21 protein-coding genes are annotated in these 20,502 nt (G+C 46.0%); 11 read left to right on the forward strand and 10 right to left on the reverse strand.

What is annotated here, in order from left to right:
- Positions 1-2: 2 nt before the first annotated feature.
- Both ald and ACKVDP_RS07445 read right to left on the reverse strand, forming a co-directional pair.
- Positions 3-1,118, reverse strand: a complete 1,116-nt coding sequence (gene ald, locus ACKVDP_RS07440; protein WP_409228188.1) for an alanine dehydrogenase — start codon at positions 1,116-1,118, stop codon at positions 3-5.
- Positions 1,119-1,277: 159 nt separating this feature from the next.
- Positions 1,278-1,736: a universal stress protein gene (locus ACKVDP_RS07445; RefSeq protein WP_409228189.1), complete on the reverse strand. Its 459-nt coding sequence runs from the start codon at positions 1,734-1,736 to the stop codon at positions 1,278-1,280.
- Between the two features lie 270 nt (positions 1,737-2,006).
- On the opposite strand from ACKVDP_RS07445, the gene ACKVDP_RS07450 reads away from it, so the two are divergent.
- Positions 2,007-3,581 carry an FMN-binding protein gene (locus tag ACKVDP_RS07450; RefSeq protein WP_409228190.1) on the forward strand — a complete coding sequence of 525 codons (1,575 nt, stop codon included), beginning with the start codon at positions 2,007-2,009 and terminating at the stop codon, positions 3,579-3,581.
- A gap of 66 nt (positions 3,582-3,647) precedes the next feature.
- On the opposite strand, the gene ACKVDP_RS07455 is transcribed toward ACKVDP_RS07450, so the two are convergent.
- Genes ACKVDP_RS07455 through ACKVDP_RS07465 form a run of 3 tightly spaced genes read right to left on the reverse strand, consistent with a single transcriptional unit; the run spans position 3,648 to position 4,405 of the window.
- Positions 3,648-3,929: a putative quinol monooxygenase gene (locus tag ACKVDP_RS07455; RefSeq protein WP_409228191.1), complete on the reverse strand. Its 282-nt coding sequence runs from the start codon at positions 3,927-3,929 to the stop codon at positions 3,648-3,650.
- 16 nt (positions 3,930-3,945) lie between these two features.
- Positions 3,946-4,188 carry a type II toxin-antitoxin system death-on-curing family toxin gene (locus ACKVDP_RS07460; protein ID WP_409228192.1) on the reverse strand — a complete coding sequence of 81 codons (243 nt, stop codon included), beginning with the start codon at positions 4,186-4,188 and terminating at the stop codon, positions 3,946-3,948.
- Positions 4,163-4,405, reverse strand: coding sequence for a type II toxin-antitoxin system Phd/YefM family antitoxin (locus ACKVDP_RS07465; protein ID WP_409228193.1), 243 nt, complete (start codon positions 4,403-4,405; stop codon positions 4,163-4,165). Before ACKVDP_RS07465 ends, ACKVDP_RS07460 begins: the two co-directional genes overlap by 26 nt.
- Positions 4,406-4,580: 175 nt before the next feature.
- Between ACKVDP_RS07465 and ACKVDP_RS07470 the strand changes: the two genes are divergently transcribed.
- From ACKVDP_RS07470 to ACKVDP_RS07510, 9 genes are all read left to right on the forward strand, one after another.
- Positions 4,581-4,952, forward strand: a complete 372-nt coding sequence (locus ACKVDP_RS07470; RefSeq protein ID WP_409228194.1) for a RidA family protein — start codon at positions 4,581-4,583, stop codon at positions 4,950-4,952.
- Positions 4,953-5,004: 52 nt separating this feature from the next.
- Positions 5,005-6,978, forward strand: coding sequence for a sigma 54-interacting transcriptional regulator (locus tag ACKVDP_RS07475; protein ID WP_409228195.1), 1,974 nt, complete (start codon positions 5,005-5,007; stop codon positions 6,976-6,978).
- A gap of 155 nt (positions 6,979-7,133) precedes the next feature.
- Positions 7,134-8,594, forward strand: coding sequence for a Na+/H+ antiporter NhaC (gene nhaC, locus ACKVDP_RS07480; protein ID WP_409228196.1), 1,461 nt, complete (start codon positions 7,134-7,136; stop codon positions 8,592-8,594).
- Positions 8,572-9,714: a beta-aspartyl-peptidase gene (gene iadA / locus ACKVDP_RS07485; protein WP_409228197.1), complete on the forward strand. Its 1,143-nt coding sequence runs from the start codon at positions 8,572-8,574 to the stop codon at positions 9,712-9,714. The genes nhaC and iadA overlap by 23 nt, the downstream gene beginning before the upstream one ends.
- A gap of 131 nt (positions 9,715-9,845) precedes the next feature.
- On the forward strand, positions 9,846-10,835 hold the full coding sequence (locus tag ACKVDP_RS07490; protein ID WP_409228198.1) for an NADH:flavin oxidoreductase: 990 nt from the start codon (positions 9,846-9,848) through the stop codon (positions 10,833-10,835).
- Between the two features lie 131 nt (positions 10,836-10,966).
- Complete coding sequence (locus tag ACKVDP_RS07495) at positions 10,967-11,734, forward strand: glucose 1-dehydrogenase (protein WP_409228199.1); 768 nt, start codon at positions 10,967-10,969, stop codon at positions 11,732-11,734.
- Positions 11,735-11,882: 148 nt separating this feature from the next.
- Positions 11,883-12,518: a phosphoribosyltransferase gene (locus tag ACKVDP_RS07500; protein ID WP_409228200.1), complete on the forward strand. Its 636-nt coding sequence runs from the start codon at positions 11,883-11,885 to the stop codon at positions 12,516-12,518.
- Between the two features lie 167 nt (positions 12,519-12,685).
- A complete protein-coding gene (locus ACKVDP_RS07505) occupies positions 12,686-13,537 on the forward strand; it encodes a proline iminopeptidase-family hydrolase (protein ID WP_409228201.1) in 852 nt (283 codons plus the stop codon).
- A gap of 176 nt (positions 13,538-13,713) precedes the next feature.
- Complete coding sequence (locus ACKVDP_RS07510; protein WP_409228202.1) at positions 13,714-14,919, forward strand: DUF401 family protein; 1,206 nt, start codon at positions 13,714-13,716, stop codon at positions 14,917-14,919.
- A gap of 134 nt (positions 14,920-15,053) precedes the next feature.
- Here the strand turns inward: ACKVDP_RS07510 and ACKVDP_RS07515 are convergent, their stop codons facing one another.
- Complete coding sequence (locus ACKVDP_RS07515) at positions 15,054-15,257, reverse strand: FeoB-associated Cys-rich membrane protein (protein ID WP_409228233.1); 204 nt, start codon at positions 15,255-15,257, stop codon at positions 15,054-15,056.
- Positions 15,258-15,500: 243 nt separating this feature from the next.
- Here ACKVDP_RS07515 and ACKVDP_RS07520 point away from each other — a divergent pair, with 243 nt between their 5' ends.
- On the forward strand, positions 15,501-16,268 hold the full coding sequence (locus ACKVDP_RS07520; RefSeq protein ID WP_409228203.1) for a glucose 1-dehydrogenase: 768 nt from the start codon (positions 15,501-15,503) through the stop codon (positions 16,266-16,268).
- Positions 16,269-16,435: 167 nt separating this feature from the next.
- Here ACKVDP_RS07520 and ACKVDP_RS07525 read toward each other — a convergent pair whose 3' ends face one another.
- The 4 genes from ACKVDP_RS07525 to ACKVDP_RS07540 all read right to left on the reverse strand — a co-directional run bounded on the left by ACKVDP_RS07525 (position 16,436) and on the right by ACKVDP_RS07540 (position 20,423).
- Entirely contained in the window at positions 16,436-17,584 is a 1,149-nt protein-coding gene (locus ACKVDP_RS07525) for a YgeY family selenium metabolism-linked hydrolase (protein WP_409228204.1), read from the reverse strand.
- A 45-nt stretch (positions 17,585-17,629) separates the two neighbouring features.
- Positions 17,630-18,322, reverse strand: coding sequence for an ABC transporter ATP-binding protein (locus ACKVDP_RS07530; protein ID WP_409228205.1), 693 nt, complete (start codon positions 18,320-18,322; stop codon positions 17,630-17,632).
- A 396-nt stretch (positions 18,323-18,718) separates the two neighbouring features.
- Complete coding sequence (locus ACKVDP_RS07535; RefSeq protein ID WP_409228206.1) at positions 18,719-19,480, reverse strand: ABC transporter permease; 762 nt, start codon at positions 19,478-19,480, stop codon at positions 18,719-18,721.
- Entirely contained in the window at positions 19,455-20,423 is a 969-nt protein-coding gene (locus ACKVDP_RS07540) for an ABC transporter substrate-binding protein (RefSeq protein WP_409228207.1), read from the reverse strand. The genes ACKVDP_RS07535 and ACKVDP_RS07540 overlap by 26 nt, the downstream gene beginning before the upstream one ends.
- Positions 20,424-20,502 lie beyond the last annotated feature (79 nt).

Genomic DNA, 20,502 nt, shown 5'->3' on the forward strand with positions numbered 1-20,502 from the left:
AATCAAATGACCGTTTCAAGTCTTGAATATGGCAGATCCAGGGATCTTGCAAGGCTTTCGTAGGTGCACTTACCGTCAATGACGTTGACTCCCTCCCTCAGGCTGTTGTCAAAGTCAAGTGCCTTGTTCAGGCCATTGTCAGCCAGCTTCACAACATAAGGCAGTGTTGCATTGGTAAGGGCATAGGTTGCGGTTCTGGCATATGCTCCCGGCATGTTGGCTACGCTGTAGTGGATGACCCCATGCTTGACATACACTGGATCGTCATGGGTTGTTGCATGGTCTATTGTCTCCACAACACCACCCTGGTCGATTGCAACATCCACAATTACAGAACCCACACGCATTGAACGGACCATATCCTCTGTAACAAGCTTGGGGGCCTTTGCTCCTGGAATAAGGATTCCGCTTATCAGAAGGTCCGTATCCCTGATCTCCTCGGCAAGTGAAAACTCATTAAGGATGACCGTCTTGATCTTCGAGCCGTAAAGTTCATCAAGATATATCAACTTGGAGGCGCTCTTGTTTAGGACCGTCACATCCGCTCCCAAGCCTACAGCCATCTTGGTGGCGTTCATTCCAACTGTACCTGCACCGAGAATTGTAACCTTGGCGGGCTTTACTCCAGGTACCCCTGAAAGAAGTATTCCGCTGCCTCCCTTTGCCTTAGATAGAAACTCGGCTCCAACTAGCACTGACATTCTTCCGGCAACCTCACTCATGGGTGTCAATAGGGGAAGTGACCCATCATCAAGCTGCACCGTCTCATATGCTATCCCTGTTATCCTCTTATCCAAAAGATCCTTGGCCAGCTGGGGTGCTGCAGCAAGGTGAAGATAGGTGAACAGAAGCTGTCCTTCCTTTAGTAACACAACCTCCTCAGGCTGTGGTTCCTTGACCTTTACAATCATGTCAGAAGCCTGGAAGACCTCCTCAGCAGTCTGGACTATTTCAGCCCCAACCTTTGAATACTCCTCATCACTGAATCCGCTGCCCCTTCCAGCATCCTTCTGCACCAACACCCTGTGTCCCCTGTTTGCAAGTGTATGAACACCTGCAGGGGTCATTGCAACTCGGTTCTCATTGTTCTTTATTTCCTTTGGTACTCCGATAATCATAAAAATATCCCTCCAATATTTAATTGTTTAAAGCTATAGTACAGCAACTCGCCAATGATGTAAATTCTAATATAGACTGTCATCTATTCATTGATGGAATAGAATGGTATATATTAAAAAAGAGTCTTACCCTTAAAAAACGTGGTAAGACCCCTCATATCATTCTGATTCAACGTCCTCGTTGACCACCAGTACAGGACAGGGTGCATCTGAGACTACCCTCTGGGAAACTGATCCCAGGAAAAACCTCTGCACCTTTGAATATCCCCTTCTACCCATTACTATCAAGTCTGCGTCAATGTACTTTGCATGGCTGATTATTTCTTCGTAGGGTTCTCCCACCATTATATCCTTGGTGCATACAATATCCCTACAGTTAAGTCCATCAACGAATTCATCAAGCATCCTTCTCTGCCTATCCGTCAAACCCTCGACGACCTTTCTCATGTCACCTGCATATCCAATCCCACCACCAACGGCAGTTCCAATCAACTCAGGTCTTTTCACTACTGCAAAGAACGTGATCTCACTGCCATATGTCTCAGCCACGTCAATGGCCAGCAGGGCAGCCTTCATGGAGGCAGGTGAACCGTCCACCGGTACAAGTATCCTCTTCATGGTCCTCCTCCAATCTTTAAAGTTTTTTTCTTCCTATTTTTTATATACCCTTAGGAAGTGACATTATGCACTTTGGAAACCGGGTCCAATTTAAAGAACTGATGGAGGACGAGTATTGAAATAGCTAATTAACAACATATGTTCAATTCAAATATGGCCTCATGCTCTTGTGATGTGCCTCCTTTTTTGGTATTATATTCTAGATGATGGGTTTTAATGCCCAGTAAGCCATATACATAATTTAATTACATATGAAAAGGAGAAGTGAAAATGCCAAAGAGTAGAGGACTTAGTTTTATTATTATCGCTCTGGTATCAGTTGCAGTGCTGTTTATTGGAGGCAGCATGATGAACTCAGGAGGAGGAGCATTTGCAGACATACCAGACGGAGTATACGAGGGTACCAGTGATGCAGGTATGCATCCAGGCCTTAAGGTAGCGGTAACATTTGAGGGCGGAAAGATAACCAATGTGGAGGTTGTTGAGCATAGTGAGACAGATGGAATATCTGACCCGGCCATAGAGGGAGTTCCAGCGGCTATAGTTGCAGCAAACTCAACAGAGGTTGATGTTGTATCAGGAGCAACCCTTACATCAAACGCAATTATCGAAGCCGTTAACAATGCAATAGCAGTGGCATCAGGTAATGCACCTGCAGTGGAATATGCAGACGGAACCTACATTGGAACAAGTGACAAGGGAATGAACCCAGGGCTTAAGGTTTCAGTGACAGTTGAAGGTGGAAAGATCACAAAGGTTGAAGTCATTGAGCATGACGAGACACCTGGAATAGCAGATCCTGCAATCGAGGGAGTACCGGCAGCAATCGTTGAAGCTGGTTCACCAAGCGTAGATGTTGTATCTGGAGCAACATTGACTTCTGAAGCAATTATGGATGCAGTTCAGAATGCACTTTCAGGAGGATCCTCAGAGGAGCCAGCTGAGGAAGAGCCTGCAGCTGAGGAACCAGACATTGCAAGCATACCAGACGGAACCTACGAGGGAGTAAGTGATGCAGGAATGCATGCAGGTCTTAAGGTAGCCGTTACAGTTGAAGGTGGAAAGATCACTAAGGTTGAAGTTTTGGCTCATGACGAGACACCTGGAATCTCAGACCCGGCAATCGAGGGAGTTCCAGCGGCAATCGTTGAGGCAAACAGCACAATGGTTGATGTAGTGTCAGGAGCCACCTACACATCAGATGCCATAATGGAAGCAGCAAGATTTGCCCTTATGGAAGGTGCAGCAAGCGGAAATTCCGGAGCGGCAGACGGTCCTGTAACATATGTTGACGGAACCTACGAGGGTGTAAGCGATGCAGGAATGCACGCAGGACTTAAGGTTTCAGTGACGGTTGAAGGCGGAATCATAACAAACGTTGAGGTAGTGGCTCACGAAGAGACACCAGGAATATCAGACCCGGCAATCGAGGGAGTTCCAGCGGCCATTGTTGAGGCGAATTCACCAAATGTTGATGTAGTGTCAGGAGCCACCTACACATCAGATGCAATAATCGAAGCTGTCAGCCTGGCTCTTGAGGGAGCTGTTGCAGAAGCCGGAGCAGCACCTGCAGCGGAGTACACTGACGGAACCTACGAGGGAGTAAGCGATGCAGGAATGCACGCAGGCCTTAAGGTTTCAGTGACGGTTGAAGGCGGAAAAATAACAAACGTTGAGGTAGTGGCTCACGAAGAGACACCAGGAATATCAGACCCGGCAATCGAGGGAGTTCCTGCAGCGATCGTTGCAGCAAACTCAACAGAGGTTGACGTTGTATCAGGAGCCACCTACACATCAGATGCAATAATTGAAGCTGTTGGATTTGCACTTGAGGGAGCCCGATAATCTAAACAATAAATAAAGAAAAAGAGGCTATATCACAGATAATGTGGTATAGCCTCTTTTAAAAAATCACTTAAGACCCTCGTACATGGTAATTTCCTTGCTGATCACCAGGTCCTTGGTCTTTTCACCGTAGTTGGCAAAATGCTCGGTGGTGGTGTGGTACTTGAAGTCATCTTCCGACTTGTACTTCTCATAGAGGAAGACCTTGTTTCCAGCCATTGAAGCCTCGTAATTCAGGCATCCCGGCTCAGCCAGGCTCTTCTCGGAATTCTCCTTGATAAGCTGGATGAACTCATCCATCCTTTCAGGCCTGATCTCATACCTTACGGTTATTACATGTGCGCTCATGACAAAACCCCTTTCCTTATCTACTATTATATAAAATCCATCGGAATAAATCCTCATCATTAATCGACCCATCTGCTATTCCAAATCCAAGTTTAATTAAATCGGCATCTGTGCAATTTAATTTGATTCCATTAATTTCAAGAAAAACAAGCATTGCTAGAATTCCTATTCTCTTATTACCATCTGTAAAGAGATGATTATTAACAAGAAAATAGCATAACTTTGCAGCTTTATCATTTGGCCAATTCCTCAAAAGCATCCATATACTTTGTGATTAGCTTTTCGGCAACTATATCAATATCTTGATCTTCAGCAGTCTCGTACTTTGAAATTTGACTGTATTCAATCAATATATATCTAGGTTTATTGTTTTTCATAATTACAGCTGATCCGTTCTTATCAACCATTCTTGCAACTTTTGAGAAGTTCTGATTGGCTTCGGTTATTGAAACTAGATTCTTAAGATTTACCTTCATGAAATTCAACTCCTTTCTAATAATATTATACCCAAAATATAGGATAAAAACAACCTATATCGAGGGGTGGATTTCACTGCGTTTTTCTACTTTCTCCATTTCGACTTCATCTCAATTGTCATCCACCCGAAATACTGATAAACTATACACATTACCATAAAAGGAGCTGATGATAATGGAAATCAAAAGATATGAGGGAACAGGACGAATGAGCAAGGCGGTTGTACATAATGGGACAGTCTATCTGTGCGGACAGACTGCCGGTTCGGATTCCCTGGATGTAAAGGAGCAGACTGCAGGGGTACTCCTTAAGATAGAGGAGCTCCTTAACAAGTACGGTTCAGACAAGAACCACATCCTTTCAGCGATAATCTACCTGAAGGATATAGGCCTTTTCAAGGATATGAACCAGGTTTGGGATGCCTGGGTGGAGGATGGACACGAGCCAGCCAGGGCATGTGTTGAGGCAAAGATGGCAGCAGAGAACATCCTTGTTGAGATTTCAATAGTAGCAGCTGAGAAAGAGCAGGATAAGGGGATATTCTAGGGAAAATCTATCCAGGGGGACTGTCCCCCTGGATAGTTTGGGGAGAATGATTATGAAGAAGATATTATTGATAACCATGGGTGAGAATACAGGAAGGGCCCTAAGTGAACAGCTAGATGACCTTTATGGCAGCATGCTCCAGGTAACCTGCCATCTCCTTGAAGACCTGCCAGTGCCTGAAGATGGCTATGACCTTGTGGTATTCAGCAGCAACTATGTCAGGGACCGGGCAAGCAGGTCCTTTAGCGAGAACATCAGCTACATAGTTGCCCATAGGGTTGTCAACCACAAGAACATCAGGGACCTGATAAGCCTTGAAAGGGGCTTGGAGGTTCTCTTTGTAAACGATGGATACGAGTCAGCCACCGAGGCTATCCAGCAGCTGCAGGATCTGGGTCTTGACCATATCAAGTACTACCCATATTATCCTGGGATTCAAAAGTATCCCAGGGTTTCAACCATTGTGACACCAGGTGAAAATCAGCTGTCCCCCTATGGTGCTTCAGATTCAATAGATATAGGTTCAAGGATTCTTGGGCTGTCCACAATTTTTGAGATCAACAATACTCTCTTTGGGAATCAGATTTCAAATCATGCCATAGCTGAAAGCTACCTCAAGGACATTGTGGAGATCTCAAAATCAATAGACAAGGCCGGCAAGGAAACCAGCGAGATCAAGGATATACTCGAGAAGATCACAAACAGTCTTGAGTTTGGGGTGGCTTTCATTGACAGTCAGGGAATCATCCGAAGCATCAACAGCAGATTTGAAAAGATGCTGCAAATAAAAAGGATGGATGTCCTCAACAAAAGAGCATCAGACATCGAGGGCATTAACAGGATAGTGGAATCAGGTGAAAGCAGCTATGATACAAGGGTGGGAAGCAAGAACATCCATCTGGAGATGAAGGAGGTGACCTACCAGAACAGGGTGGGTCAGCTTGTTAAGGCTTACTATGACCAGGCGGGATCCTCAATGAAAGCACTGTATGAGAACAACAGGAACCTGCATGATTTTGACGACTACTACACCCTTGAGCCAGAGGTTCTGGGAATGCTTGAAAAAGCCAGAAAGTATGCCTCCACAGACGGTACGATCCTTATCCATGGAGAAAATGGAACTGGGAAGGAAATCCTCGCCCAGGCCATCCACAAGAACTCCCCCAGAAGGGACAAGGGCTTTGTGCCCATCAACATTGCCGCCATATCCTCAAACCTTGTGGAGAGTGAGCTCTTCGGCTACGAGGAGGGTACCTTCACAGGTGCCCTAAAGGGAGGTCGGGAAGGCTTGTTCCAGGTTGCGGATGGAGGGACCCTCTTCATAGATGAAATTGGAGATACCCCCTTGGATATACAGGCCAAGCTCCTGAGGGCCCTGGAGGAAAAGCGGATAAGAAGGGTTGGAGGCAGCAGGGAAGAGGCCGTTGATGTAAGGATTATCGCAGCCACCAACAGGAACCTCCTGGAAATGGTAGAGGACGGCAGCTTCAGGCAGGACCTCTTCTTCAGGCTCAACATCCTTCCCCTGGAAACCATTCCCCTTAAGGAAAGGCCAGCTGATGTGGAGCTGCTTCTTAGGATGTTTCTTAACTCCTACATGAAAAGCAGAAGTGTGAAAAACCTCAATGAGATTTTCAACAGCGAGACCCTGGGCATACTCAAGGTCTACAGGTGGATAGGGAATGTAAGGGAGCTGAAAAACCTTACAGAGTACCTGAGCCATATTTACACCGGTGAAAAGATCAGAAGGGACGACCTTCACAGGTATATTCTGGATGATGCCAAGAAAGAAGCACAAGCGGAACCCCTTGAGACCTGGATATTGAAGCAGCTTGAAGTCCACGGCCAGGTGCCGGTTGGCAGAAGGAGATTGCTCAGCCAGGCAACAGAAATCGGCTATGATCTGGGAGAAGGACAGCTAAGAGCCCTTCTGGATGACCTTAAGGAAAGGGGTCTGGTGGAGACCGTCCGCAACAAGGGCATGATCCTAACGGAGAAGGCAAGGAAAACCAATAAAGCAGGATAACTCCCGCCAACAGTTGGATGACATCCAACACCAGGCGGGTTTGCTTTGGATAGCTTTTTTGTGAAAGCCAGTAAACAGGGGAACTCTCCTTGGAAACAAAATTGGCATGGATATTGCAATAATAAATGGCAGAAAAATAAAAGGAGAGTGATTGTATGGAAAAGAAGGAGCAGGTTAGAAGGAGACCCACGTTATTACAAGGTCTTATACCAATACTATTTATGGTTATAGCGTTGACGGTTGGGGTTGGAGTATTGAAGCTAAGGACAGAGCCCATCATTATACTTTCAGCCTTTGTTGCAGGGATAATCGCCTGGAGACTTGGCTACACCTGGAAGGAAATGCAGGATGGGGTAATCGACAAAATCTCAAGGGCACTACCAGCGACTTTGATTCTGTGGAGTGTTGGACTACTTATTGGATCATGGATGTTTTCAGGAACAGTACCCATGATCATCTACTACGGAGTTGACATAGTAAATCCCCAATACCTGTTGGTGACAGCCTTTATAATTTCAGCGGTACTGTCAACGGTAACGGGAACCTCATGGGGTTCAGCAGGAACAATAGGTGTTGCAATAATGGGTATAGCAGGTGGACTTGGAGTATCACTGCCGGCAACAGCAGGAGCTGTAGTTGCAGGAGCATACTTTGGTGACAAGATATCACCCCTTTCAGATACCACAAACCTTGCACCAATTGCTGCAGGATCAGAGCTTTATGAGCACATCAAGCACATGTTCTGGACTACAATCCCGGCAGCTACAGTATCACTGATCGTCTACTTCATAGTTGGAATGAACTCAGCTGGAGGTGCAAGCACCCCTGATTCTGTTTTGGTTCTTCAGGATCAGCTGAGCCAGATGTTCAACTGGAACATAATCCTGTTCCTACCGGTTGCCTTAATCATTGCAGGGTCTGTTCTCAAGTGGCCAACAATACCTACAATGCTTGGAACAAGTCTTTTCTCAATCCTACTTGGAATGGGAGTTCAGGGCTACACCCTAAAGAATGGTTTCGTTTCCCTGATCCAGGGCTTTAACGTAGGCATGACAGGCTTTGCCGGAGAGGTGGCACCGGCGGTAAACACCCTGATCAACAGAGGTGGAGTCGTGTCGGTTACAACCACCACCGTGCTTATATTCTGTGCTATGGGCTTTGCTGGAATAATTAGTGTATCAGGTATGCTTGATGTGGTCCTTGAGGCCCTTCTTAGCAAGGTCAAGACAACAGCGGGAATCATACTTTCAACAATCGCATCATGTGCAACTGTGGCATTTGTAACAGGAAGCTCATACCTTTCAATCCTTATACCGGGAGAATTGTTCAGGGATGCATATAAAATGAGAAATCTTCATGCAAAGAACCTTTCACGGACACTTGAAGACTCAGGTACTGTGCTGGTACCATTGATTCCATGGTCAGCAGCAGGAGCATATATGACCGCAACCCTTGGAGTGTCAACCATAGAATATCTTCCATGGGCGGTTCTTAACTACATGGGTATAGTGTTTGCAATACTCCTTGCTGTCACAGGAATAGGTATCACAAAGCTTGACGATAGCAAGAAGGAAGACAAGGGGGCAATTGGCAATGCTGTTAATCAAGAAGGTTAATGTGTTCTCACCAGAATCACTGGGAACAAAGGATGTAATGATAATAAATGAGAAAATCATTGAAATAGGTGAAAATCTTGAGCCCATATCAGACAGGATGGAAGTGATAGACGGTTCAGGGAAGACGTTGGTACCGGGCCTTATTGATGGACATGTCCATCTCACTGGAGGTGGAGGAGAGGGAAGCTTCAGGACAAGGGTTCCTGATATAACCCTTTCAAGGCTGATAGAAGGTGGAATAACAACCGTCCTGGGACTTTTGGGAACAGACTCCACAACAAGGAATGTTGAGAACCTTGTGGCAAAGGCCAAGGCCCTGAACGAGGAAGGGATAACCAGCTACGCCCTGACAGGGTCCTATGGCTACCCATCTGTAACCTTGACGGATTCTGTCAAGAAGGACATCACATATATCAATGAGATAATCGGCGTTAAGATTGCAATATCGGACCACAGGGCACCAAGCACCTCCAAGGAGGAGCTGGCAAGGCTTGCCTCCGATGCAAGGGTTGCAGGGATGCTCTCAGGCAAGGCCGGGGTTGTTGTTACCCACATGGGAGAAGGAAAGGGAAGGCTAAAGGCGATCAGGGAGGTCCTTGAGACCTGGGACCTTCCGATGAAGACCTTTATCCCCACACATGTGAACAGGAATGACGAACTGCTGAAGGAAGCTCTGGATTACGCAAGACAAGGGGGAACAATCGACCTTACCTGTGGAATCTATGACGAAAGGACTCCTGGAAAAGTGGTTGCAGAGGCACTGAAAAATGGAGTTCCGGCAGAAAATATAACCATAAGCTCCGACGGGTATGGAAGCTGGAGCAAGTATGACGAGAAGGGAAACCTTCTTAAGATAGGGGTTTCATCCGTTTCTAGCCTATACAATGAGTTGACCGGGACTGTGAAGGCAGGACTCCTAAGCCTTGAGGCTGCGCTGCCCTTCTTTACAACAAATGTTGCAAGAGCCCTTGGTCTTGAAAAGTCAAAGGGCAGAGTTGCCAGGGACATGGATGCAGACCTCCTTATCCTTGATGGTGACCTGAAACTTGATTATGTTATTGCCAGGGGCAAGGTCATGATGAAGGACGGCCAGGTGGTGGTGAGGGGAACCTACGAATAGATGAAAAATAGGGGCGTTGGCCTGTCATTTGACAGGTCCAAGGTCCTTTTTTTATGTATTTTCCTTGTGTGGTAAAACAAAAGGTATTTTGGGTAAGAGACTACTAGCATAAGCAAACAGGAGGGGATTTTGTGTCATATCTTAAGGAAGGAATAAGGATAAGGAACATGGAGGTTAAGAACAGGCTGGTGCTGCCGCCAATGGAAACAGTGTCAGGAAGCGAAAAGGGAGAGGTCAAGGCGGAAACCCTGGACTACTATGACAAGATCACAGGGAGTGGCCACATAGGACTTGTAATTGTTGAGCACACATACATTTCACCGGAAGGAAAAGCAAATGGACGGCAGCTGTCAGCAGCGGAGGATGACAAGATTGAAGGGCTGAGAAAGCTGGCGGATACAATAAAGAACAACGGGAGCAGGGCTTTCATTCAGCTTAGCCATGCCGGGAGCAACGGACCTGAGGATGTCCAGGGGACGGAGTGTGTGGGACCATCACCTGTAATGAATCCCAGGAAGAAGAACAATCTGACGCCACGGGAGCTGACAGTGGATGAAATCAAAGCCCTGGTGGTGAAATTCGCACAGGCGGCAAGAAGAGCCAAGGAGGCGGGCTTTGATGGGGTCGAGATCCACTCAGCCCACGGCTATCTCCTAAATCAGTTCCTGTCGCCCTTGACCAACAAGAGGACAGACCAGTATGGAGGTGACCTTTCAGGCAGGATCCTCTTCCATCGCCAGGTAGTCCAGGCGGTCAGGGAAAAGGTGGGGGAGGACTACCCTGTATTCGTGAGAATAGGAGCCTCGGATAATATGGAAGGCGGGACAACCATAGAGGACAGCAGGGAGGCTGCCAGGGAACTTGTTGCAGCGGGAGTTGACGTGATAGATATAACCGGTGGTATGTGTGGATTTATGGGGCCCGAGTTCACCGGCCAGGGATATTTTTCGGGATGGAGCGAAAGCATAAAGCAGGCAGTCAATGTTCCGGTCATCCTTACAGGAGGGATCACTGAGCCTGAGGCTGCGGAAGGGCTCCTGAAGGAGAAAAAGGCTGACCTGATCGGGGTAGGCCGTGCCATACTGAAGGATCACAACTGGCCAAAAAGAGCAATGGAATAACAAGAAAGGGGACGCACGAGCGTCCCCTTGATCACGTCACCTTAGATTCTTATTATGTAAACGAATAATCTATCGTAAGTTCGGGTATACATAATACGTAAGCAAATTAACAAGTCAAAGGAGAGGTGCTAATGAGTAGATTGTTTAGTTTGGAAGGTAAGGTAGCATTGGTTACAGGAGCATCATCGGGACTTGGCGTTCAGTTTGCGACTGCACTTGCAAGACAGGGTGCGGATGTTGCATTGCTTGCAAGAAGGATAGAGAAGCTTGAAAAGGTAAAGGCAGATATAGAGGAGCTTGGCGTCAAGGCACTTGCAGTTCAGTGTGACGTAACAGAGGTTCAGCAGATAAAGGATGCAGTAAAGGAAGTAAAGGACCATTTCGGCAAGATTGACATTCTTGTAAACAACGCTGGGATTGGCTTTATGGCACCAGCTGAAGACCAGTCAGACGAAGACTGGCTAAGAACTGTTGACATCAACCTAAACGGAGTATACTTCATGGCTAGAGAGGTTGGTAAGATCATGGTCGAGCAGAAGTACGGAAAGATCATCAACATCGGATCAATCCACAGTACGGTTGCAATGCAGGGATCAGCCATATCAGCCTATGGAGCAACCAAGGGTGGAGTGAAGATGCTGACAAAGGCACTGGCTACAGAGTGGGCTAAGTATAATATTACCGTCAACACAATCGGACCCGCATATTTTGAGAGTGAGATGACCCAGGAGGTTGTTAACGACGAGTCATTCAAGACAGTTGCACAAACATACTGTCCTATGGGACGAATCGGTAAGGAAGGCGAGCTTGATGGAGCTGTTGTATACTTTGCATCAGATGCATCTAGCTACACCACCGGCCAGTATCTGGCAGTAGACGGTGGATGGACTGCAATCTAATATCAAGAATAATCTACCCATGGGGACAGTCCCCATGGGTAGATTGTTTTTTTGAAGCAGTTTTAACAATGAATTCTCCTATCAGTGGGTATCTATACAGTACAATAGAAGTTCGGTTTGTTTTATGTTTTGGATGGAGTTGATTGTTATGATGTTCAAGGACAGGGTAGATGCAGGTAGAAGACTTTCCAAGCTTCTAAAGAGATATGCAGTGGAGGATGCGGTTGTCTATGCATTACCAAGGGGAGGAGTGGTTCTTGGTGCCCAGATTGCCAAAGACCTTTCATTGCCTCTTGATATTGTACTTACAAAGAAGATTGGACATCCCAGCAATCCGGAATATGCCATAGGTGCATCCGCCGAGGAAGGAGAGCCCTGGTGCAATCCAAAGGCTATAAAAGACATTGATCCAAAGTGGCTGGAGGATGAAGCGGAAAGGATCAAGGAGGAGCTTAGGAGAAGAAGAGAGGAGTATCCCGCTCCATATATTTCCCCAAAGGATAAGATAGCCATAATTGTAGATGACGGTGTTGCAACCGGCTACACCATAAAGGCAGCAATAAAGGAGATAAGGAGCAAGAAGCCGAAAAGACTTGTCCTTGCGGTACCGGTAGTTCCATCGGACACGGCAAGGGATCTTGACAGGATGGTTGATGACCTCCAGTGCATAGCAAGGGAATACTTCTTCCTGGGTGCGGTGGGAGCATATTACGACAATTTTCCACAGATTCAGGATGAAGAGGTAATAGAGCTTTTGGAAGCAGCGAATAAGCAAAAAGTTTAGGCAAGGGAGAGAATCTCTTGCTTTTCTTTTGTCATAAATTGGCCTAAAATAATCTTTTGCAATGAATTTGATAACAATTTGACAAAGAAAAGGGTATAAATATTATGGGAAAACATCCCAGGGAAACTATAGGGTTGGTTGTTGTTGATGCGTGGAGGTGCATTGAAGTGAAGGAAGGATATATTGAAGGTGCAAAGGGAAGGCTTTGGTATTCAGTCTACGGGGAGGACAGGAAAGGGACGCCGTTACTGGTGGTTCATGGAGGGCCCGGATTTCTATCCATGCCCCAGGTCTTAAGTGACCTAGCAGATGAAAGGCCTGTTTATTTCTACGACCAGCTGGGATGTGGCAAGTCAGACAAGGCAAAGGATATGGACGATTATTCTGTGGAATATTACACCAAGGAGCTGGATGATGTAATTGAGGGGTTGGAACTGTCTGAAGTTATACTTTTTGGTCACTCATGGGGAGCTGGACTGGTCTGTTCCCACATGCTAGAGAATAAGCCCGAAGGTGTCAAGGCTCTGATACTTTCGTCTCCATACTTAAGTACACCAATATGGGAAGAGGATATGAAGAAGCTGGTATCCAAATTGCCGGAGCCAATGGTAGAAATAATTAGGAAGGCAGAAAGTGATCATGAGTATGGGGAAGATTATTTTGGAGTAATGATGGAGTTCTACAAGAGACACATGTATACCCATACACCATTCCCTGGGTACCTGATGGAGGCAATTGGAGCAATAAATCAGGAATTGTACGGCGTTATGTGGGGACCAAGTGACCTTGAGCTTACAGGAAAGCTGAGAAGCTTTGACCTTTCCCCAAGACTTGGCGAGATTACTGTACCGGTACTTTTAATTTGTGGAGATAGGGATGAAATGGATGTAAGGACATTAAGGGACTTCCAGATGGCAATGTCCAAGGGACAGATGGCGGTTATCCCAGATGCAGGTCATATGAACCATCTTGAAAAGCCTGATATATTCAAGGCCGTTGTCAGGGACTTTCTGGATTAGGATCTATAAATCAATGAGGAGTACACAAGGTGGTACTCCTTTTTCTGTGGGTGACCTTCTATGTTTGCCAGACACCCAAGTCATATGTGAATTGTCTTATACCCCCCAACAGTATTTGACTTAAATCTATTAAAGTATTATTATTAATGTACCAATGAAAAATCAAGGAGAAAATAATGGACATAATAAAACTAGTAGCGGTATTTGCAATAATCGTAGTTGTAATGAGGATGAACAAGCCTCTGTATATATCAGTGACAGTGGGCTCAATCGCCACAGCGCTTCTTTATGGAGTAGGATCAGCGGAGCTGCTAAATGTCTTAAGGAATGGAGTATTTGGAAGGACAACAATAACCCTGGTGCTTGCATTCTATTCCATAACATTCCTGCAGAGGATGCTTGAAAAGAGGGGACACCTTATTCAGGCAGAAAGGTCCCTTACAAACATTTTCAACTCAAGAAGGGTCAACGCAATGATCGCCCCCTTCATAATAGGATTGCTGCCATCAGCAGGGGCTGTCTTGATCGCTTCGCCCATTGTGGACAAGGCAGCTGGGGATGACCTTACCCAGGAGGAAAAGACCTTTGTAACCTCCTTCTACAGGCATATTTCAGAAGCCTTCCTTCCCACCTATGCATCCATAATACTTGCTGTGAATCTTAGTGGAATCAAGATGACAAGCTTTATCCTTGGGATGCTTCCCATGATTCTCATACTGTTTATTCTGGGCTATGTCTTTTATGTAAGGAAGATACCCAAGGTGGAGAAAAGACTTGAGGGGGTGGACCGCGGCTATGAATGGAAAAGGTTGATTGAGGCACTGTGGACCATTATCCTCACAATAGTCATTATCCTTGTGCTGGGAGTCCCTGTGCACCTAAGTGTGATCCCGGTTATAATTCTCTCCTATATAATCAACAGGTTCAAGTACAGGGAAATCAAATCCATGTTCTACACAGCCTTTGAAAAAAAGCTGATAATGACAACAGTGGTGATCATGGTTTTCAAGGAGCTTTTAATAGAGACAGGAGTAATAGAGAATCTGCCGGACTACTTTGCAGCCCTGGCAGTTCCACCGGTTGTAATATTCGGACTTATTTTCTTCTTCGGAACCCTGGTGGCGGGATCCCAGGCAATGATTGCACTGGCCCTTCCAATAGCTATTGCAACAATACCATCTGGGGGACTGAGCCTTGTGGTATTCCTGATGTCAATCAACTACATCGCAATGCAGATATCACCTACACACATTTGCCTTGCAATAATAACAGAGGAGCACGGGACATCCTTCCTCTCCCTTGTGAGAAAGACAATGCCGGTGCTGGTATCCTTTGTGCTGATAGCATCAGCCTACAGCTACCTGCTATACACTCTTATGTAAAAAGCAGTGGAAAATTTTCCACTGCTTTTTGCTAACAACCAATCACTAGATTATTCGACTAGACTCAGATACCCTGTCAATGAAATATATCAAAATCAAAGTTTTTGGATACCTCTATTGCTGGGCACTTATGACTATAAGGTTTTCAGTTGTGAATTGTGAGTTGTGAACTGAGAATTGTCACTGCAGGTTGTATTGGCTCCGCAGGTCTTGCTGTAGGGGCAGCCCGAGCACTTGACCCCATTCTTCCTGTCCCTTGATATTTTCAGAAGGGACAAGCCTACAACCGTCGCTATCATAATCAATACTATTATACGTCCAATCAACCTAGGCAGCATCCTCAAAGAACACCCCTCCTAAAAGGCAAGTTAACCCTGGCCAACAATTCATATTCTATTTTGTGGCTGGGATATGTCAATACTTTTTCTGAAATAAGAATTATGAGCATTTACCATGTTTGGACATGGTAAATTGAGATTAATATATTGAACAAATAAATTTTTTGATAAACTTGTTTAAAATTTAACATGATATGGTATAATATGATTGTGGAATAATTAACAAACAAAAGGAGAGATATTATGGCAAGATTATTTAGCTTGGAAGGTAAGGTAGCACTGGTAACGGGAGCATCCTCAGGACTTGGAGTACAGTTTGCAACTGCACTTGCAAAGCAGGGAGCGGATGTTGCACTTCTTGCAAGAAGAAAGGAAAAGCTTGAAAAGGTAAAAGCTGACCTTGAGGCACTTGGAGTAAAGGCATTGGCGGTTGAATGCGACGTGACGGATGTCAAGCAGATCAAGGATGCCGTAAAGGAAGTTAAGGACCATTTCGGCAAGATTGATATATTGGTAAACAACGCAGGAATTGGCTTTATGGCACCTGCTGAGGAACAATCAGATGAAGACTGGCTGAAGACAGTTGACATTAACCTTAACGGAGTTTACTTTGTTGCCAGGGAAGTTGGTAAGATAATGGTTGAGCAGAAGTACGGAAAAGTAATAAACATCGGCTCAATTCATAGCACGGCAGCGATGATGGGGTCTGGAATTTCAGCCTATGCTGCAACCAAGGGTGGAGTCAAGATGTTGACCAAGGCTCTTGCCACAGAATGGGCTCAATACAATATAACAGTAAATACAATCGGCCCTGCTTACTTTGCCAGCGAGATGACTCAGGATGTAGTATCGGACAAGTCATTCGAAGCTGTTGTAAAGACCTACTGCCCAATGGGAAGGATAGGGCAGGAAGGGGAGCTTGATGGGGCCATAGTCTACTTCGCATCTGACGCATCAAGCTACACCACTGGCCAGTACCTTGCAGTTGACGGAGGCTGGACAGCAATCTAATAGAATCAGTATGGAATCGAAATGAGGCCATAGCTTATTATCAAGCTATAGCCTCATTTTTGCTTATTAGATTTTACCTTTAACATGATTTATCGTCATCTCGACCTTGTGGAGACATCTTTCTTCTTAACATTATTCATTATTCACTGTACAATGTTCATTGCATTTTACAGTTCCTTGATAAGTTCGGCATAGACCTCACATGCCTCGACAATCTTATCAACAGCACATCTTTCATCCCTCATATGGGCAAGCTTGTACTCCCCGGGCCCAAAGCCGATTGTGGGAACGCCCATTGAAATGGGGGTGATGGCGTTTGTCCCGAAATCCCAGAAGTCAAAACCTTTAGGCTCCTCATTGTATATATTTGAATAGGCCCTTATTAGTGACTGTGTCAGCTGGTGATCCTTCTGGATCTTCCATGGATCGTGCATAGGCTGGTAGACAAGGTCCTTGCCCTTCCAGGTTGTGTGATAGAGGGTCCCAACCTCCCAGGAGGCATCCTTGCCCTGGATCAGCCTGTCCATCGCCTCCTCCACCTGGTCCAGGGTCTCCCCGAGAACCAGTCTTCTGTCCAGGTAGATTGCACATTCGCTTGGAACCGCATTAAGGGATGCGCTGACGCTTGATATGTCAGAGAGGACAACCGTTCCGTGGGGCTCGTTTTCCTTATACAGGGACTTGTTCAGTTCATCAACCCTGGTTATTATTTCAGCCATTTCATAGACTGCATTGACTCCCTTCTCCGGTGCAGACCCGTGGGCTGAGACACCGTGGGTCCTGATCCTGATCTGGGCCTTTCCCTTGTGGCCAAGGGTGATGACATTGTCACTTGGCTCGCATATGATACAGTAGTCAGGCTTAAGGTCAAGCTCCTTGTACAGGTGCTTCAGGTTCTCACCGTCGCAGAACTCCTCGCAGACGGTCCCTGTCACATAGACAGTCTTGCCCTCGAGGTAGCCCAGGTCCCTTGCCCTGGCAGCTGCATAAACACTTGCTCCAAGGGCGGACTTCATATCCACGCTGCCACGTCCCCAAAGATAGCCCTCCTGGATATCGCCTGAGAAGGGAGGGTACTTCCATTCATCGGGATCATTAACCTGTACCGTGTCCATATGGCTGTCAAAGTGGATGATCTTTGGCCCGTCCCCAATCCTTCCAACAACATTTCCCGTTGAATCTATGAAGACCTCATCATAGCCAAGCTTCTCCATCTCCTCCTTTACAAGGTTTGCGTAATCTCCTTCCTGGTCTGTGTAGCTTCTGGTCTGAACAGACCTTTGCACAAATGCTATTAGTTCCTGATCTTTATTCATTTCGAACATCATCCTTTCTTTATGTCTATTTATTTGTCATCCCAACTAAAATTCCCTCTCAAGCATCATCTTCATCTTGACCATATTCTCCTCATTGGGCTCAAGAAGGTACATGTTCTGTATGATCCTCTTGACCCTGCTTGGCTTGTCGCTTAGGACAACGATCCTATCCCCAAGTCTTATGGCCTCATCAAGGTCATGGGTCACAAGGACACATGACCGGTTCTCCATATCCATCAGTTCCCTGAAAAAGTCCATTATGACCTTCTTGTTTGAGATATCAATGGAGGAGAAGGGTTCATCCATAAGAAGGAGGGAGGAGGGGTAGATAAAGGCCCTCAGGATTCCGATCCTCTTTTTCATTCCACCACTGAGCTCTTCAGGGTAGTAGTCCTTGTATTCAAGGAGTCCAACCTTATCCAGATAGTCCTCAACAAGCCCGTCCTTGTCCAAGATATCATCATTGCCGCTCAATACAAAGCGGAGGTTCTCCTTGACGGTTCGCCATGGTATAAGCCTGTCCTCCTGGAAGACAAAAGAAAGCACAGAATCCTTGAAACCAATGACCTGGCCGGAATCAGGCTTCTCAATATCCGATATGATGTTAAGAAGCGTGGTCTTGCCGCAGCCGGAAGGGCCGAGGATGCAGGTTGTTCCACCTTGGACAAAATCAATTGAGATATCCTCAAGGACCAGGAGGTCATTGAATTTTTTGGTTATGTTCTCGATTCTGTACATATAATCACATCCTTGTTTTGTCTTCCCGACCGTAGCGGAGGGATCTCTCTTTTCTCAATCAATTACCTACTAAACCCTAGATTTCTCCTATACAGTCGGATACCCTCTCAATGAAATAACTCAAAATCAAAGATTTTGATTATTTCTATTGCCGGGCACTTATGACAAATAAGTTGTCATCTCGAGCTTGTCGAGAGATCACTCTTCTATCTTTTCCTAACCAACCGACCAACTCTCTTCTTACTTTTTAACTCTTAACTCTTAATTTTCTTCTCCATTGTACTTTGTTCATTGACCTTATTCTTTCCACTAACTCCTAACCACCTGACCAACCGACCAACTCTCTTCTTACTTTTTAACTCTTAACTCTTAATTTTCTTCTCCATTGTTCAATGTTCATTGTACTTTGTTCATTGACGATATCTTCTGCTTTCCACTTTCAACTAATACCTGCAAAACCTTCGAAATAACAAGAATAACCACAATCCATGCAAACACTCCCGACGTATTGAGATACATCCTCTGAAGCTGTAGATTCCCCCCAATTGAAAACCCGGGCTGGGAAAGGACCTCTCCTGCAACAACCATCTTAAGTGTCGTTGACAGGGTGGTGGCGGATATGTTTGACAGCCCGTGTACAATCACCGGTATGTATATATCCCTTATAAGTGCAAGTCTCTTGACCTTGTAGACCCTGGCCATCTGGAGGATCCCCCTGTCCACCTCATCAAGGGAGACAAGGACCGTCTGGTACATGATTGGAAAGACCACAAGAAAGCCCACAAAAAGGGGAACAAGGCTGCTGTGCAGCCAGATCAGTGCAAGAAGTATGATAGCAATGACAGGAACAGAGCTAAGGAATTCCACAAAGGGATTTAACAGGAGCCTCACAGGCCTTGACCACTTGGAAATGCCGCCAAAAAAAACAGCAAGAAGCAGGGAGGAAACAAATCCTCCAAGGCTTCTTGCCATTGTATATAATATCGTCTTTAGAAATCCATCGGTTCCAGCTATTTCAAACAGGCTGTTCAAGGTAGCCAGAGGGGAGGGGATAAGGACCTCCTTGCCCACAAAAATAGACAAGAGAAACCAAGCCCCGATCAGGATAAGACCGGAGACAAGCTTAAGACCTTTATCTTGTGTAGTAGATATCTTCATCAGGCAGCGCTCCTCCGATAAAGTCAGGGGCAAAGTCCATGATAGCCTGGTAGTAGTCCTGGTATTCCTCCATTGAATCCTCAATGGGGAAGTTACCTATGTTCATTCTTTCAATTCCCTGAACCACGGCGGCCTTTGGAGTTCCAAGAAGGAGGTCCTCGGAAAGGTCACCCAGGGCTTCTGGATTTTCGTTTGCCCATTCTATGCTATTATTATACTCCATCAGGAACTTTTCCACAAACTCGGGATCCTCTTCCACAAGGGACTTTTTGATCACTATGCATGACTGTGGATAGCCCTTGTCAACTCCCCTGGCCTGAGCCCAAAGGGAATTGAGGTCAAGGAGAACCTTCATGTTCTCACCCTTCATGACCACACCTGAAAGGGCAGGCTCAGGAAGAACCCCAAGGCTTGCCTGTCCCGAAAGAAGGAAGGGGCCAACCTCTGCGGCAGAGTTCATGTAGTTTATCTCAACATCCTCCACAGGATCAAGACCATTCTCCTGAAGGACCATCAGGAGAACAAGCTCTGGAGTGAGCCCCTTCCCGAAGGTGTGGATGCTTTTACCCTCAAGGTCAGAGACACTGGCCACATCCTCACTTCCAACAATATACAGGTTGCCCCAGGTTGAGGTCCCTGCAATGACGTAGGGAAGGTCCTTGTTGTAGGCCTGGACTGCAAGGTTTGTAGGAATCATTGCAATGTCGGCCTCCTCCTTTAGGATGCTTGCCGCCAGAAGGTCCGGGGCATTGATGATATTGTAGTCTATCTCCCTGCCAAGGTCAGGGTCCCTATTTATCATATCCGCAGCAGTAAGGGCGGTGACACCCTCCATGAACACGAAATTCACCGGCTCCTTGGATTGCTCAGGCTGGGCCGCACAGCCGGACAGCAGGGTTGCCAGCATAATGATTCCTAAAAGTATTGAAATATATTTTCTCATAATCCATCTCCTTATGTTAATAAAATAACAAACCATGAAATAATAATATACCTTTCCATCCCTTATGTCAACCGTATAG

The sequence above is a fragment of the Gudongella ferriphila genome (assembly GCF_046224405.1).
Taxonomy (GTDB): domain Bacteria; phylum Bacillota; class Clostridia; order Tissierellales; family Tissierellaceae; genus Gudongella.

Excerpts from the sequence above, each read along its gene's own strand:
- ald (WP_409228188.1), bottom strand. The coding sequence starts at position 1,118 with ATGATTATCGGAGTACCAAAGGAAATAAAGAACAATGAGAACCGAGTT.
- ACKVDP_RS07445 (WP_409228189.1), bottom strand. The coding sequence starts at position 1,736 with ATGAAGAGGATACTTGTACCGGTGGACGGTTCACCTGCCTCCATGAAG.
- ACKVDP_RS07450 (WP_409228190.1), top strand. The coding sequence starts at position 2,007 with ATGCCAAAGAGTAGAGGACTTAGTTTTATTATTATCGCTCTGGTATCA.
- ACKVDP_RS07455 (WP_409228191.1), bottom strand. The coding sequence starts at position 3,929 with ATGAGCGCACATGTAATAACCGTAAGGTATGAGATCAGGCCTGAAAGG.
- ACKVDP_RS07460 (WP_409228192.1), bottom strand. The coding sequence starts at position 4,188 with ATGCTTTTGAGGAATTGGCCAAATGATAAAGCTGCAAAGTTATGCTAT.
- ACKVDP_RS07465 (WP_409228193.1), bottom strand. The coding sequence starts at position 4,405 with ATGAAGGTAAATCTTAAGAATCTAGTTTCAATAACCGAAGCCAATCAG.
- ACKVDP_RS07470 (WP_409228194.1), top strand. The coding sequence starts at position 4,581 with ATGGAAATCAAAAGATATGAGGGAACAGGACGAATGAGCAAGGCGGTT.
- ACKVDP_RS07475 (WP_409228195.1), top strand. The coding sequence starts at position 5,005 with ATGAAGAAGATATTATTGATAACCATGGGTGAGAATACAGGAAGGGCC.
- nhaC (WP_409228196.1), top strand. The coding sequence starts at position 7,134 with ATGGAAAAGAAGGAGCAGGTTAGAAGGAGACCCACGTTATTACAAGGT.
- iadA (WP_409228197.1), top strand. The coding sequence starts at position 8,572 with ATGCTGTTAATCAAGAAGGTTAATGTGTTCTCACCAGAATCACTGGGA.
- ACKVDP_RS07495 (WP_409228199.1), top strand. The coding sequence starts at position 10,967 with ATGAGTAGATTGTTTAGTTTGGAAGGTAAGGTAGCATTGGTTACAGGA.
- ACKVDP_RS07500 (WP_409228200.1), top strand. The coding sequence starts at position 11,883 with ATGATGTTCAAGGACAGGGTAGATGCAGGTAGAAGACTTTCCAAGCTT.
- ACKVDP_RS07510 (WP_409228202.1), top strand. The coding sequence starts at position 13,714 with ATGGACATAATAAAACTAGTAGCGGTATTTGCAATAATCGTAGTTGTA.
- ACKVDP_RS07515 (WP_409228233.1), bottom strand. The coding sequence starts at position 15,257 with ATGCTGCCTAGGTTGATTGGACGTATAATAGTATTGATTATGATAGCG.
- ACKVDP_RS07520 (WP_409228203.1), top strand. The coding sequence starts at position 15,501 with ATGGCAAGATTATTTAGCTTGGAAGGTAAGGTAGCACTGGTAACGGGA.
- ACKVDP_RS07525 (WP_409228204.1), bottom strand. The coding sequence starts at position 17,584 with ATGAATAAAGATCAGGAACTAATAGCATTTGTGCAAAGGTCTGTTCAG.
- ACKVDP_RS07530 (WP_409228205.1), bottom strand. The coding sequence starts at position 18,322 with ATGTACAGAATCGAGAACATAACCAAAAAATTCAATGACCTCCTGGTC.
- ACKVDP_RS07535 (WP_409228206.1), bottom strand. The coding sequence starts at position 19,480 with ATGAAGATATCTACTACACAAGATAAAGGTCTTAAGCTTGTCTCCGGT.
- ACKVDP_RS07540 (WP_409228207.1), bottom strand. The coding sequence starts at position 20,423 with ATGAGAAAATATATTTCAATACTTTTAGGAATCATTATGCTGGCAACC.